Below are 14,139 nucleotides of genomic sequence, written 5' to 3' on the forward strand. Positions count from 1 at the left end.
TCACAGCTTGAATTCCGTCCGGGGTGTCGGGAACCGGGCGGGCTGCCGCAGCGGCGACTCAGGGGGAATCGTCGTGTCCGGCGAGACATGCCCCTCGTGCCGGAGGGAGCCGACCAGTGTGCCGTCCGGATGGAAGAACCCGACCTGCAGCCGCTGGATTCGCTCGTACTGGTCGTCCGGCACATGCATCATGATCGCGTTCACGTCTCTCATGACGACTTCCCGCAGCGCGTCGGCGGTCGCCAGCCCCCCGGGGATCTGGATCCACAGCTCGTGCCGGTCCGGTCCCAGCGTCGTGAGGTTGTCGGCCGCCGCCTTCATCGCGTCGGCCACGCGGTGGACCATCTCGAGCGGGCGGCCGTCGACGTTGACGATCTCCCGGCCGACAACCGGATGGGCGGGGTTGTTCTCACTCGGGAGGCCGATCACGCCGGTGCCCGCGTGCTCGCCGACAACCGGCAGGCCGGTACCCGGTGGTGTGAAGGACAACGCCATCGACGCCAGGCGCGGGCTGATTCCGGCGGCGGTCATCTTGCGCAGCCAGTCGGTATAGCGGGCCTGGTCCGGTTCGGGTACCCGGTGGAAGATCGCGTCCGGGGAGTTGCGGTGACCTGTGGGCGCCCAGCCGTTCCGAGAGAACGTCCAGTCCGTTCGCCCTGGTGTGTGCGGGGGATCAGTGGGCTTGGCCGGCCGGTCGTGCGGAATGATCTCGGCGACGCGCACCGGCTGCACCGACCTGGTGTCCGCGGGCACGGTGGTCGAGGCGGCGCCGTGGCTCTGCCAGAGGCGGGCCAGCTCGTCGAGCTTCGCGGTGGGGCCCGCCAATGATCCGGCCGCCGACGTCACCGTGTCCTGCACTTGGCGTTCGAGCGCCGCGAGCGGTTTGACATAGGCCGTGACGAGCTCGCTCGCTTGCGCGAGCACGGTGGCGGTCATGCCGCCCTGGGCAGCCATGATGTGCTGGGCGAGGGAGATGAGCCGCCGGACGAGGTCGGTAAGCAAGTCGTTCGCGGCGCTCCGGCCCGCCGCGACCGCGGCGGCGGTGCGGTCCACGGTGTCGGCCGCGGTTTTCGCCGTGGCCGCGAACTCGCCCAGTGCGGCGGCGATCCGCGCGGCCCGGGCACGGTAGCCGTCGGCGGCCACGCCGCGCCAGGCGTTGGTCTGGTCGGTGGCCGCCTCCGCCAGTCGACGCCGGACCTGCTCGACGTGCTGGGCCGCACCCGTCCATGCCTGCGTGAAGGCCTGGACCACCTGGGTGTTTCCCGCCATCCGGTCGAGCACACCCTGCAGCGGCCCGACGAGCGTGCTCAGGCTGCCCAGACCGGCTTGGTGCAGGGCGTCGACGGGTTTCATCGGCGCCGACAGGGCTGCCAGGTCAGACATCGCCACCGCCCAGGCGCGCCGCGTTGCCGTGCTCGGTGGTGTCGATCGCGGCGGCCGACGTGGCCACGCCGGTCGCGGTCGCGTTCAGCGCCACGACCCCGGCAGCCAGGGCCCGCTGCGCGGCGTGGACGACCTTGTCGAGTTCGGCGGTGAAGGGCTGGCCCACCTGGCCGAGCGCGTCGGCGGTCAGGCTCGTGCGCACCGCGTCCGCACCGTCGTGCAGGTCGTCAGCTACCTGCCGTAGGACGCGTGCGTGTCCGGTCAGCTCGTCCGTGACGGCAGTGAATCCGCTGGTCATCAGGCACCTGTCCCCCCGACGCTGTATCCGTGCCAGCAAGGCCGGGACGGATACAGCGTCTCCGCCTCTCGTTCCCTCGACTTTGGCACCGTAACGCGATCACGGTCGAGCGGAGACGACAGAAACAGCTACCACTACCGGAGTACCCGCGCTGTCGCCCGGTCGGACCACAGACGCCGCAACGACATTCCGCACGCGAGGAGTTGCCCACGTGCCTTCAGGGGCCGCGCTTTCTCGGAGGAAAGTCTCTGATCAGGTGCCCGCGCCGACAAAACTTCGCTTGCGGGACTTGATGATGGTGTCTCGTTCGGACTCGGAGAGCCCGCCCCAAATTCCGTACGGCTCGTGCACCGCGAGTGCGTGTTTGCGGCACAGTTCCAGGACGGGGCACGCGTGGCAGATCGCCTTCGCCCGTGCCTCCCGCCTGCTGCGTGCCGGCCCCCGCTCGCCGTCGGGGTGGAAGAAGAAGGCGCTGTCCATGCCGCGACAGCTACCTTCCAGCTGCCAGTCCCATACGTCCGCGTTGGGGCCGGGAAGCCTGCGCGTGTCCGCCATCGTGGCCCGCCTCCTCGTTCTCGTGGAGAGGACGTCGGTACTCCATTCGGTCCAACGAAGGCGACAGTAGAACCGCGCCAATACTTGTTCAAGGGTGATCACCTACAGATCACCCAATCCAGTAAACCGTCCACTACGGACAGCGCCCGGTCACCCGGACGGCGTACAGCGTGCGGTTCGGGCGATCACTCCGTCGGCACATTTGCTCACTTATGCGACACGAACCATGGATCCGGCCGTCCACTTTGCTCGGTCCGGCTGTTCCGGTTGCCGGGCCGGGTGGCGGACCCGACCATGAGACGCGTGGCGACGGGGCCGGATTCCTTGCTCGGCAACCCTCCGCGGGAGGAGATGCCCGAGCCGTCATTGCCGGTGGCAGCCGTGGCTCGCCGGCTCGGTGTGGCGCCGTCGACCCTGCGGACCTGGGACCGGCGTTACGGCTTAGGCCCGCGTGGCCATACGACAGGAAGACATCGCCGCTACAGCCCTGAGGACGTCGCGCGGCTCGAACTGATGCAGCGGGCCCTGCTGCGCGGCGCGTCGCCCGCCGAAGCGGCGGAGTACGCGCTCAAGGTGCACGCGGAGCCGGAAAAGCCCGCGCCGCAACCGATTGTGGTTCCGGGTGAGTCCACTTTGGCCAAAGGACTGGGCCGGGCCGCACTCGCCATGGACGGCCTCGGCGTCCAGCGGCTGCTCGTCGAGGCGATCGAGGCGGACGGTGTCGTCGCCTGCTGGGACCGTGTCGTCCGGCCCGTGCTGACCGCGGTCGCGGGTCGGTGGGCGCACTCGGGTGCGTGCGTGGAGGTCGAGCACCTGCTCAACGAGTGCGTGCTCGCGGCGATGATCGCGGCGACCCCGTTGCTCGGCCGCGCTCGTAACCCACGACCGGTACTACTGTCTTGTGCACCGGACGAGCGGCACAGTTTGCCGCTGTATGTACTGCGCGCCGCGCTGGCGCGCCGGGAGGTCGGAACCCAGATGCTCGGTGCCGCGCTGCCGGCCGACGCCCTCGCCTCCGCGGTACGCCGGACGGCACCGGCGGCAGTGGTGCTGTGGGCGCAGTTGCCGCGGCACGGCGATCCGGCCGTGTTCGGGCGGCTGCCGCGGACCCGGCAGAAGATCAGGATGTTCGTGTGCGGCCCCGGCTGGGCGCTCGCCCGGTTGCCCTCCCAGGTTCAGCGACTCGACGTGTTGGCCGACGCGGTCGACCGGATCGAGGCGGTGGTCGCGGGTGCCCGTGAGTGAGCAGTTGCGGCGCGCCGCGTTCGGCGACCGTCCGGACGTCCGCGTGGTGCCCGGGGAGACCCCCAAGGACCGCTGGCTCGCCGCCGTGGTGCTCGGCGGGCAGGGCCGGTACGCCGCGGCCGCCGCGATCCTGACCGATCTGCTCACGCACCCGGAGCCGGTGATCGGCTCGCTCGCGGCGAGCACCCTCGGCTCGCACCGCAGACAAGTAGGTGGGCACGACGTCGCCCGGCGCCTGGACGCGACGGCGCTCGCCCGGCTGACCGACACCGCCGCCGACGGGGATTGTGACGGAATCGATACTCTCGGTGCCCGGTCGGACGCACTGCTCGGGCTGGCGGCCGACGCGCTGGGCACCGGCAGGCTGACCGCCGCCCGCCGGCTCATCGCCACCGCGGACGCCCTCGGCGACGTCGGCTGGCGTGGCCAGGTCCGGCTCGGCTGGGTCAAGGCGGAAGTCGAGCTCGCCGCCGGAAATTCGTCTGAATCGGTACCGTTCGCCGAGGCGGCGCTGCGCCGGGCCCGTGCCGCGGGGGCCGCGAGGCACATCGCGAAGTCTCAGATGGTGCTCGCCGCGGCGCTGACCGCGAGCGGTGGCGTCACGCAGCGCATTCGGGCCAAGCACCTGGCGTCAGGGGTCGTGGACCAGTCAATCGAGTACGGCTTACTGCCTCTGGTGTGGCCTTGCTCACTGTTGCTCGCCGATTTGGACCCCGCGAAGGCGGCCGAGCACCAGCGCCGCGCCGCGGGTGCTCTGCACTGTGTGTTACGACGCGCAGACCCGATCGCGCGTCGCCTGGCCGCGTCCTCCCCTTGGGTGCCGGACACGCTCCTGGCATCGGGGGAACCCACTCAGCGGAGCATCCGGGCGAACTCGTTCACAGAATTACCACCAGATCGTGTCAAGGTCGGCGCGCAAGCGTCCGATAGGGGAGGAGGAACGTCACTCGGCTGCAGGAAGGAGTCCCCGTGACGACGGTCTTGATCTGCGACGACCGGCGCAGCGTGCGGGAGGGTCTCACCCGCGTTATGTCTGCTGTCCCAGGGGTTAGTCGCATCGACTGCGTAGCGCACGGTGACGAGTTGCTCGCCCGCTTCTCCCGCCAGCCGGTGGACGTCGTGCTCGTGGGTACCCAGCGCGCCGTACCGACAGGTGTGGAGGCCACGCGCCGGCTCGTCTCGGCCAACCCGCAGGCCAATGTCATCGTGTTCGGCGCGCCGGACGACGCGGGCAGCATCGCCGCCGCGATCGCCGGTGGAGCCCGTGGTTACCTGCGGTGGGACGCCTCGCGTCCGGAACTGGTCGCCGCGTTGGCGCACACGCTGGCCAGCACCTCGGTGCCGGCGCCGCGGCAGCCCTCGGACCCCGGTGTCCAGCTCACCGATCGCGAGCTGCAGGTGCTGCGCGGGATGAGCCAGGGCAAGAGCAACGGCCAGATCGGCCGCGAGCTCTACCTCTCGGAGGACACGGTGAAGACCCACGCCCGGCGGCTGTTCCGCAAGCTGGGCGTGCGCGACCGCGCGCAAGCCGTGGCGCACGGTTTCCGCCGGGGTCTGGTTTCCTGACCGCCGATCGACGACTATCTACAGCGTGGCGCGGCCCGGGGGTTGATGACCTCGGGCCGTTCCGCATGCCGGAACTGGTCGTTCGGTTCCACCGTGGTCGGATCCGACCACAAAGCCCCATCCGGCGGTTAGTCCGCTTGGGTGCGACCGGTACGGTGAGGAAGTTGTCACCGTGAGGAGGGATACTCCGCGCACGGTGACGGTTACTGTCGGACGCCTACGAGTAACGCCAAGGCTGTTGTCTGCGATGACGAATTTGGGGGACGGGCTGGACGCTTCAGTGAGCGCTGCCGTCGAGGGTGATCCTCAGGCGGTGGAGCGTGTATTGGCGTCCATACGTCCCCTCGTGGTGCGGTACTGCCGCGCACGGGTCGGTAGGCAGGAACGTTCATTCGCTTCGGCGGACGACGTCGCTCAGGAGGTGTGCCTCGCGGTGCTCACAGCTCTGCCGAGCTACCGCGATCAAGGCAGGCCCTTCCTGGCGTTTGTGTACGGCATCGCCGCACACAAAGTCGCGGACGCGCATCGCGCGGCGGCACGTAACCGTTCGGAGCCGGTGGCCGACGTACCTGACGAACCGGAAACCGACGCGGGACCGGAACAACGGGCAATGCAGGGCGAGCTCACCAGGCGCATGAAGCAACTGCTGGACGTCCTGCCTGACAAACAACGCGAGATCGTGGTGCTGCGGGTGGTCGTCGGGCTGTCCGCGGAGGAGACCGCAGAAGCGGTGGGGTCGACTCCCGGGGCCGTACGAGTGGCTCAGCACCGCGCTTTGGCACGGCTACGTAAGACTCTGTCAGCGGAGGAGGTGGTCTGAATGGCCGACCGGCACGAAAGTGACGGCAGAGAGTCACCCGAGTCGCCGCAGACCGGCCGATCGGGTGACCTTCACCCGGTCACCTCGGGCGCTACGTCCACGGAACGTGACGATACCCACGTTTCGCCAGAAAATGAATACTTCTCGGCAATTGACCTTGATGACGTCGAGGACGACCTGGCGCAGGTGCGCGCGGACGACGCGCTGCTCGACGCCCTCGCGGCCAAGACCATCGACGATGCCGAGTCCGTGGACTTCGACGACGAGCAGCTCAACGCGCTGCTGCTCGCGTGGCGCCAGGACGTGGACAGCGTTCCCGTACCCGAGATCGTGGACACCAAGACCGCCGTGGCGACCGTCACCGCGGCACGATCGGCGCGGAGACGCAGGCCACGCATGCTTGTCCCAGTCGCGGCCGCAGCGGCCGTGCTGGCGATGGCGTTCGCAGGTGTGGGGATGGCAGCGCGGGGAGCCGAGCCCGGCGACGCGCTCTGGGGTTTGAGCAAGGTCCTCTACGCCGAACACGCACGCTCGGTGGAAGCCGCCAAGTCCGTGCGCACCGACTTGAACGACGCCCAGCAGGCACTGGAACAAGGCAAGATCAGCGAGGCCAAGGACGCCCTCGAAGCAGCGGGTACCGCGTTGTCCAACGTCTCCACCGAAGACGGCAAGGACGTGTTGCAGGCCGAACACGAGTCGCTGCTCGAGCAGCTGACCCTGGGCCCGTTCCCGCCCCCGGCGACGTCGACGAACCCGCGCTCGGACGTGACCAAGCCCACGGCGAGCTCCTCGTCGAGCAAGCCGACGCCGAGCGGAACCCCGTCGGCCCCGCCCTCGAACCCGCCGAACTCCGGCACGCCGACGTCGACCTCCTCCGTGCCGGAGAACCCGCCGGGTTCGGGCACCAACGGTGGCACCGGAGAGCCCGGCAGCGGCAGCGGCCCGCCCCGCAGTGAATCCCCGGGAACGGGTGAAGGCGGCAGGCCGGGCGACGGCGACATCGTCAACACCGACGGCCTCGAAACCGAAAACCCCAGCTGACTGTTCGTGAGTGGTTCTCGTGAGTGGTTGTCGGGGTTAGAACCCCGATAAACACTCACGAGGACGTAGCCACTCACGAGGGGTTAGCGGGCGCTTTCGGTCGCGGTGACTCCGTCGGCGTAGCCGCGGCAGTATTCCCAGCTCACGTAGGCGCCGGGGTCTGGGTCGTACGCGGGTTCGTGCGGACGCATCCGGCCGTCGGTCAGCAGCTGCTCCAGGCTTGCCCGCAGCAGGGCCCAGTCGTGGTAGTGCGGCTCTTGGCATTCACCGCAGTCCACGACCACGCCCTTCACCCCGCGGTGCTCCAGCAGAGCCTGGTAAACGGCCAGGTCGGACAGGTCGGTCAGCAGTTCGGCCCGCTCGTCCTCTCCCATCGGGTGCTCGACCTCGTCATCGTGGTCGATGATCGCCCGGGCGGGGTCGTCCGGGTCGCCCGCGAAGGGGTCGGGGGGCAGTGAGTCGTGCGGCACGGTCTCGCACGGTACCGGGCGGGCCCCTGGGCCTGTCCAGATACCATGGGGTCAACTCCTCTCGCCTGGGAAAACACGGGCGAGTGCAGACGTCAGGCGTAGGAAGGCCCGGCAACGATGACCAGCGAGCTCACCGCCCATGAGGTGCCGGGCAAGTTCGCCATGCTCGGTCTGACCTTCGACGACGTGCTGCTGTTGCCGGCCGCCTCGGACGTGGTGCCCAGCGAGGTCGACACCCAGAGCAAGCTGTCGCGCAACATCACCTTGCGGGTCCCGCTGGCCTCGGCCGCGATGGACACGGTCACCGACGCGCGGATGGCCATCGCCATGGCCCGTCATGGCGGTATCGGCGTCTTACAGCGCAATCTGCCGATCGACGTGCAGGCGACGCAGGTCGAGACCGTGAAGCGGTCGGAGGCGGGCATGGTGACCGACCCCGTCACGTGCTCTCCGGAGGACACGCTGGCCGAGGTGGACGCGATGTGCGCGCGCTACCGCATCTCCGGCCTGCCGGTCACCGACGCCGAGGGCAAGCTCGTGGGCATCATCACCAACCGCGACATGCGCTTCGAGATGGACCACACCAAGAAGGTCAGCGAGGTGATGACCAAGGGTCCGCTGGTCACCGCCCAGGTCGGCGTCTCCGCCGAGCCCGCGCTGGGTCTGCTGCGCCGTCACAAGGTGGAGAAGCTGCCGATCGTCGACGGCGCGGGCAAGCTGCGCGGACTGATCACGGTGAAGGACTTCGTCAAGACCGAGCAGTACCCGCTGGCCACCAAGGACCCGGACGGCAGGCTGCTGTGCGGCGCCGCGATCGGCGTCGACGAGGCGGCGCACAAGCGGGCGATGGCCCTGGTGGACGCGGGCGTCGACGTGATCATGGTGGACACCGCGCACGGGCATCAGCGCAACGTCGTCGAGATGGTCGCCCGCCTGAAGAAGGAGCTCGGTGACGTCGTCGACATCGTCGGCGGGAACGTCGCGACCCGGGCCGGCGCTCAGGCGCTCGTGGACGCGGGCGCGGACGGCGTCAAGGTCGGTGTCGGTCCTGGCTCGATCTGCACGACGCGCGTGGTCGCGGGCGTCGGCGTCCCGCAGATCAGCGCGATCCACGAGGCTTCGCTGGTGTGCCGCCCGGCCGGCGTGCCGGTGATCGGCGACGGCGGGATCCAGTATTCCGGCGACATCGCCAAGGCGATCGCCTCCGGCGCCAGCACGGTCATGATCGGCGGCCTGCTCGCCGGCACCGCCGAGGCACCGGGCGAGGTGGTCCTGGTCAACGGCCAGCAGTTCAAGACCTACCGGGGCATGGGCTCGTTGGGGGCGATGCAGGCCCGCGGCGAAGGCAAGTCGTACTCCAAGGACCGGTACTTCCAGGACGACGTGCTCGCCGAGGACAAACTCGTGCCCGAGGGCATCGAAGGGCGCATCCCGTACCGCGGTCCGTTGGCGACCGTGGTGCACCAGCTCGTCGGCGGGCTGCGGGCCGCCATGGGCTACACGGGATCGCACAGCATCGCGGAGCTGCAGGACGCGCAGCTCGTCCGGATCACCGCGGCAGGCCTGAAGGAAAGCCACCCGCACGACATCACCATGACCGTCGAAGCGCCGAACTACACCAAGCGCTGACGGGCTAGCAGTAGCTGGAGGAATTCACAGTGCGGGATCTTGTCGAGATCGGCATGGGCCGGACGGCCCGGCGCGCCTACGAGCTTGACGACATCGAGATCGTGCCGTCGCGCCGGACGCGGTCGTCGAAGGACGTGTCCACGGCGTGGCAGCTCGACGCGTACCGCTTCGAGATCCCGTTGGTGACGCACCCGACCGACGCGGTGGTCTCGCCGCGCACCGCGGTCGCGGTCGGCGAGCTCGGCGGCCTCGGCGTGATCAACGCGGAGGGCCTGTGGGCCCGGCACTCCAATGTGGACGATGTGCTGTTCCGGCTGATCGAGGCCGCCGAAGAGGCGAACGAGGCGGCCGACGTGACCAAGGTGTTGCAGGAGCTGCACTCGGCGCCGATCCAGGCGGACCTGATCGCGCAGTCGGTCAAGGAGATCCGCGACTCCGGCGTGACGGTCGCGGCCCGGGTCAGCCCGCAGCGCGCGGCCGAACTGACCCCGGACCTGATCGCGGCGGGCGTGGAGATCCTGGTCGTGCAGGGCACGATCGTGTCGGCCGAGCACGTGGCCCGCGACGGGGAACCGTTGAACCTCAAGAAGTTCATCGAGGATCTGGACGTCCCGGTCGTCGCAGGCGGTGTGCACGACTACCGCACCGCGATGCACCTGATGCGCACTGGCGCCGCGGGCGTCATCGTCGGCTACGGCTACAGCAGCGGCGTCACTTCGACGGACAGCGTGCTCGGCATCGGCGTACCGATGGCGACCGCGATCGTCGACGCAGCGGCCGCACGGCGTGACTACCTCGACGAGACCGGCGGCCGGTACGTCCACGTGCTCGCCGACGGCGGCATGGAGACCAGCGGCGAGATCGCCAAGGCGATCGCCTGCGGCGCCGACGCGGTCATGCTCGGCGCGCCCCTGGCCGCCGCCAGCGAGGCGCCCGGCGGCGGCTTGTACTGGACGGCCGCTGCCGCGCACCCGTCGTTGCCGCGCAGCCGGGTCGTGCCTGCCGCGGAAAGCGAAGTCAGCCTGCGTGAGCTGCTGTTCGGCCCGTCCAGCGACGCCGACGGCACGCTCAACCTCTTCGGCGCGCTGCGCCGGGCGATGGCCAAGACCGGCTACTCGGACCTGAAGGAGTTCCAGAAGGTCGGCCTCACGATCCGGGGCTGACCTCGTCCAGCTGTGCGTTGATCAGCTGCTGGATCCGTTCCCGCCCGGCGGCGCCCAGTGCGCCGCCGAGCGCGTGGGCGAGCTTCTCGAACTGGTCGGCGAAGCGAAGCTCGCCCAGCGCCTTGCCGAGCTCATCGACTGTCCACAGTGAACCATCCCTGGTCACGTGCGCGCCGGGCGACCATCCGTTGGCGACCACGACTGTGCTGCCTCGGACCACGAGCACCTGACCGGTCAGCGGGCAGTCCGCACTCGCCAGGTAACCGGCGACCGGCGCGCTTGCTCCGGGGTGCAAGGGATCGAACGTGCCCGACGGCGGGCTGTCCGACATCCCGGGGACGCCGAGGGTGAGCCGGGTGCGGGCCATCGACGGCGAGATGCAGTTGACCCGCACGCCGTACCGGCCGAGTTCCAGTGCGCTCGAGATCGTCATCGCCGCGACGCCCGCGTTGGCCGCCGCGTAGTTCGTCTGCCCCGGCAACGGGTTCGTCAGGCCGGAACCGGACGACGTGGTCACGATCGCCCGGTCGACGCGGATTCCGGATTCGTACTGGGCACGCCAGTACCGTGCGGCCCACCTGCTGACCGCGAACGTGCCTTTCAGCTTGACCGCGACGACGTCGTCGAACTCGCGCTCGGTCATCCTGGTCATGGCCCGATCGGCCTTGATCGTGGCGTTGTTGACCACGGCGTGCAGGTCTCCGAATGCTTCGACAGCGGTATCGACCATGCGGCGCGCGCCTTCCCAGTCGTTGACGCTGTCGGTGTTCGCCACCGCGCTACCGCCGCGGGCCACGATCTCGTCGACGACCGCGGCCGCGACGCCGGCATCGCGGCCGCTGCCGTCCGGTGCCACGCCGGGATCGTTGACCACGACTTTCGCGCCTTCATCCGCGAAGAAGAGCGCTTCCTCGCGCCCGATACCCCGGCCGGCGCCGGTGATGAGGACGACTCTTCCCGTCAGAGCTCCCATAGTGACCCCAGTTGCTGCATGAGATGAATGAGTGCAGTCAATGTAGCAATTCATTGGATGTCGTATAGTCCTCGGGTGACCGAGGGGCGCCGTGAGCGCAAGAAGCAGCGAACGCGTCAGGCGTTGGTCGAAGCGGCGATCGAGCTGTTCGAGACCAAGGGCTACGAGGAAACGACCGTCGCCCAGATCGCCGAGGCCGCCGACGTGTCGACCAGAACGTTCTTCCTGCACTTCGCGGCCAAGGAGGACGTGCTGCTGGCGAATGCCGCCACCCGGGTCGGCAGCGGCGTGCGGGCCATCGTTCAACGTCAGGCCGATGAGTCCGTGCCAGAGGTTCTGCGCCGCGCGGCCGAGCGGATGATCGCCGATGCCTGGCACACCGATCTGCCCAACGGGTTGGCCGCGCTGCGCGCCCGCCTGATCGTGTCCGTGCCCGCGTTGCAGGCTGGACTCCTGCACCGGTTGCTCACCGGGCAGACCGAGCTGACCGAGGCCCTGTACCAGGCGTTTCCCGAGCAGCTGACGCTGATCGACGCTGCCGCCTTGGTCGGCGCGGTGGTCGGCGCGATCAACGCCGCCGCGCTCACCAGCCTGCGGCAAGGCGACCAACCTGACGAGGTCCGTGCCGCGATGAGCCGTGCTGTGGACGTCGCCATCACGAGTTCATCCGCTCATGGGTATTTTGTCGGGTGAATCCCTGCGGGGACCTCTTATCCGACCTGGGGGTTGGTGTGCGCAAGATCGTGTTCAAGGGCGACGGGTTCGCGTTGGCCGAACTCGCCGCGGGCGACCTGGAGTATCTGGGGGAGCATGGCGACGGTGCCTACGACGTCGACCGCGACGGCCGCGAGATACCCATCGAGTGCCCGATATACCGGCTGGCGGTGACCACCGAGGACGGCACTGAACTGCTCGGCCACGTGATGTGGCACCCGGTGACGTACGGGCCGTCGTACGGCTGCCTGGCGTGGAACTTCGGGCGTGAACTCCTGCCTCGTGCCCGGGGCAAGGGCATCGGAACAGCCGTGCTCAAGGCGTTCGTCCGGCACCTGTTCGACACGACTGACGTCGACCGCATCGAGTGCAGCACGGACGAGACCAACGTGCGTGCGCAGAAATCCCTCGAAAAGGCGGGATTCACCCGGGAAGGCGTGTTGCGCGGCGCCCAGCTGCGCAAGGGCAAGCGGCACGATCTGATCAGCTACAGCATCCTGCGCACCGACCTGAAGAAGAAGTGACGCCGCCGGGCTGATGTTACTGGCGAGAAACTTACTCCTAGTCAGAACGCGGTCGGCGAACTAGCCTCAGGGGATGGTTGACTACGACGTCATCGTCGTCGGCTCGGGTTTCGGCGGAAGTGTCGCCGCGCTCCGGCTGACCGAGAAGGGCTACCGGGTCGCCGTCATCGAGGCGGGCAGGCGGTTCGCCGACGACGAGTTCGCCAAGACTTCGTGGGATCTGCGCAGGTACCTGTGGGCGCCGGCGGTCGGCTGCTTCGGCATTCAGCGCATCCACCTGCTGCGGGACGTGATGGTGCTGGCGGGCGCCGGTGTCGGCGGTGGATCGCTCGTCTACGCGAACACGCTGTACCGGCCGCTCGACCCGTTCTACGAGGACAAGCAGTGGGCGCACATCACTGACTGGCGTGACGAGCTGGCGCCGCACTACGACCAGGCGAGCCGGATGCTCGGTGTCGTCACCAACCCGACCGTTACGGCGTCGGACGAGGTCATGCAGAAGGTGGCCGCGGACATGGGCGTCGCGGAGTCGTACCACCCGACGCCGGTGGGCGTGTACTTCGGCAAGCCAGGGGAGACGGTCGGCGACCCGTACTTCGGCGGCGCCGGGCCCGCGCGGACCGGCTGCACCGAGTGCGGTTCGTGCATGACCGGGTGCCGGGTCGGCGCCAAGAACACCCTGATGAAGAACTACCTGTACCTGGCCGAACAGGCCGGGGCCAAGATCGTTCCGATGACGACGGTCATCGGGCTGACCGAGCGGCCGGACGGGTCGTTCGAGGTGGCGATCCGCAAGACGGGCACACGTTTCCGGCATGCGCTGACCGCGTCGCATGTGGTGCTCGCGGCGGGCACGTGGGGCACGCAGCAGTTGCTGCACCAGATGCGCCGGTCAGGTACGCTGCCCCGGCTCTCGCCGAGACTGGGCGAGCTGACCAGGACGAACTCCGAGGCGATCATCGGCTCCGGGCGGTTCACAGTGGACCCGGCCAGGGACTTCAGCCGCGGTGTCGCGATCACGTCGTCCATCCACCCGGACGCGAACACGCACATCGAGCCGGTGCGCTACGGCAAAGGCAGCAACGCCATGAGTCTGTTGCAGACCATCGCGACCGACGGCGCGTCAGAGGTGCCACGGTGGAAGCAGGCGCTGCGGTTCGTGGTCCGGCATCCGGTGCAGACCGCGCGGCTGCTCAACGGGTATCGGTGGAGCGAACGGACCGTGATCCTGCTCGTCATGCAGTCGCTGGACAACTCGATCACCACCTATTTGGACAAACGCGGCCGGTACACGTCCAAACAGGGCCACGGCGAACCGAACCCGAGTTTCATCCCGGCCGGTCACCTGGCGAACCAGCTGACCGCGAAACACATCGGCGGCGTCGCGGGCGGCACGTGGGGCGAGATCTTCGATATCCCGCTCACCGCGCACTTCATCGGCGGCTGCCCGATCGGCCAGGACGCGGCGAGTGGCGTGATCGACCCCTACCACCGGGTGCACAACTATCCCGGACTGTCCGTTGTGGACGGAGCGGCGATCACCGCGAACCTGGGAGTGAATCCCTCGTTGACCATCACCGCGCAGGCCGAACGCGCATTCTCCCTGTGGCCCAACAAGGGCGAGGCCGATCCCCGGCCGGACCAAGGTTCACCGTATCGTCGTATCGAGGCGGTCGCGCCGAGATCACCCGCCGTACCCGATTCCGCTCCGGGGGCGCTGCGCTGAACGACACTACTCGTTTCGGGTGACATCTCCCG

The 14,139-nt window shown here is 69.0% G+C and carries 15 protein-coding genes; 10 read left to right on the forward strand and 5 right to left on the reverse strand.

The annotated features are described in order from the left end of the window. From GC106_RS09270 to GC106_RS09280, 3 genes are all read right to left on the reverse strand, one after another. Positions 1-1,383 carry a hypothetical protein gene (locus tag GC106_RS09270; protein ID WP_173126922.1) on the reverse strand — a complete coding sequence of 461 codons (1,383 nt, stop codon included), beginning with the start codon at positions 1,381-1,383 and terminating at the stop codon, positions 1-3. Next, the gene (locus GC106_RS09275) at positions 1,376-1,681 is read right to left on the reverse strand and encodes a type VII secretion target (protein WP_173126924.1); all 306 of its coding nucleotides are present in this window, start codon (positions 1,679-1,681) and stop codon (positions 1,376-1,378) included. Before GC106_RS09275 ends, GC106_RS09270 begins: the two co-directional genes overlap by 8 nt. 252 nt (positions 1,682-1,933) lie before the next feature. After that, positions 1,934-2,236, reverse strand: coding sequence for a WhiB family transcriptional regulator (locus tag GC106_RS09280; RefSeq protein WP_173126927.1), 303 nt, complete (start codon positions 2,234-2,236; stop codon positions 1,934-1,936). Positions 2,237-2,587: 351 nt separating this feature from the next. Between GC106_RS09280 and GC106_RS09285 the strand changes: the two genes are divergently transcribed. From GC106_RS09285 to GC106_RS09305, 5 genes are all read left to right on the forward strand, one after another. Further along, positions 2,588-3,481 carry a MerR family transcriptional regulator gene (locus GC106_RS09285; RefSeq protein WP_246365337.1) on the forward strand — a complete coding sequence of 298 codons (894 nt, stop codon included), beginning with the start codon at positions 2,588-2,590 and terminating at the stop codon, positions 3,479-3,481. Continuing rightward, positions 3,468-4,454, forward strand: coding sequence for a hypothetical protein (locus tag GC106_RS09290; RefSeq protein ID WP_312872560.1), 987 nt, complete (start codon positions 3,468-3,470; stop codon positions 4,452-4,454). Before GC106_RS09285 ends, GC106_RS09290 begins: the two co-directional genes overlap by 14 nt. Next, entirely contained in the window at positions 4,451-5,047 is a 597-nt protein-coding gene (locus tag GC106_RS09295) for a response regulator transcription factor (protein ID WP_018682728.1), read from the forward strand. Before GC106_RS09290 ends, GC106_RS09295 begins: the two co-directional genes overlap by 4 nt. A gap of 247 nt (positions 5,048-5,294) precedes the next feature. Beyond that, positions 5,295-5,867, forward strand: a complete 573-nt coding sequence (locus GC106_RS09300; RefSeq protein ID WP_173126932.1) for a sigma-70 family RNA polymerase sigma factor — start codon at positions 5,295-5,297, stop codon at positions 5,865-5,867. A gap of 186 nt (positions 5,868-6,053) precedes the next feature. Then, on the forward strand, positions 6,054-6,908 hold the full coding sequence (locus tag GC106_RS09305; RefSeq protein WP_312872561.1) for an anti-sigma-D factor RsdA: 855 nt from the start codon (positions 6,054-6,056) through the stop codon (positions 6,906-6,908). Between the two features lie 83 nt (positions 6,909-6,991). Here the strand turns inward: GC106_RS09305 and GC106_RS09310 are convergent, their stop codons facing one another. Further along, positions 6,992-7,378 (reverse strand): DUF5319 domain-containing protein, encoded by a 387-nt coding sequence (locus GC106_RS09310; protein ID WP_312872562.1) that lies wholly within the window; start codon positions 7,376-7,378, stop codon positions 6,992-6,994. Positions 7,379-7,495: 117 nt separating this feature from the next. Here GC106_RS09310 and guaB point away from each other — a divergent pair, with 117 nt between their 5' ends. Beyond that, a complete protein-coding gene (gene guaB, locus GC106_RS09315) occupies positions 7,496-9,007 on the forward strand; it encodes an IMP dehydrogenase (protein ID WP_173126935.1) in 1,512 nt (503 codons plus the stop codon). A 29-nt stretch (positions 9,008-9,036) separates the two neighbouring features. Further along, a complete protein-coding gene (locus GC106_RS09320; RefSeq protein ID WP_173126938.1) occupies positions 9,037-10,170 on the forward strand; it encodes a GuaB3 family IMP dehydrogenase-related protein in 1,134 nt (377 codons plus the stop codon). Here the strand turns inward: GC106_RS09320 and GC106_RS09325 are convergent. Then, positions 10,154-11,143: an SDR family NAD(P)-dependent oxidoreductase gene (locus tag GC106_RS09325; protein ID WP_173126941.1), complete on the reverse strand. Its 990-nt coding sequence runs from the start codon at positions 11,141-11,143 to the stop codon at positions 10,154-10,156. The genes GC106_RS09320 and GC106_RS09325 overlap by 17 nt on opposite strands. Before the next feature lie 75 nt (positions 11,144-11,218). Here GC106_RS09325 and GC106_RS09330 point away from each other — a divergent pair, with 75 nt between their 5' ends. The 3 genes from GC106_RS09330 to GC106_RS09340 all read left to right on the forward strand — a co-directional run bounded on the left by GC106_RS09330 (position 11,219) and on the right by GC106_RS09340 (position 14,107). Next, on the forward strand, positions 11,219-11,836 hold the full coding sequence (locus tag GC106_RS09330; protein ID WP_217280281.1) for a TetR/AcrR family transcriptional regulator: 618 nt from the start codon (positions 11,219-11,221) through the stop codon (positions 11,834-11,836). Positions 11,837-11,874: 38 nt separating this feature from the next. Continuing rightward, on the forward strand, positions 11,875-12,381 hold the full coding sequence (locus tag GC106_RS47605; RefSeq protein ID WP_173126946.1) for a GNAT family N-acetyltransferase: 507 nt from the start codon (positions 11,875-11,877) through the stop codon (positions 12,379-12,381). Positions 12,382-12,454: 73 nt separating this feature from the next. After that, positions 12,455-14,107: an FAD-dependent oxidoreductase gene (locus tag GC106_RS09340; protein WP_173126949.1), complete on the forward strand. Its 1,653-nt coding sequence runs from the start codon at positions 12,455-12,457 to the stop codon at positions 14,105-14,107. Positions 14,108-14,139 lie beyond the last annotated feature (32 nt).

Source organism: Kibdelosporangium persicum, from assembly GCF_013280595.1.
In the GTDB taxonomy this organism is placed as follows: Bacteria; Actinomycetota; Actinomycetes; order Mycobacteriales; family Pseudonocardiaceae; genus Kibdelosporangium; species Kibdelosporangium persicum.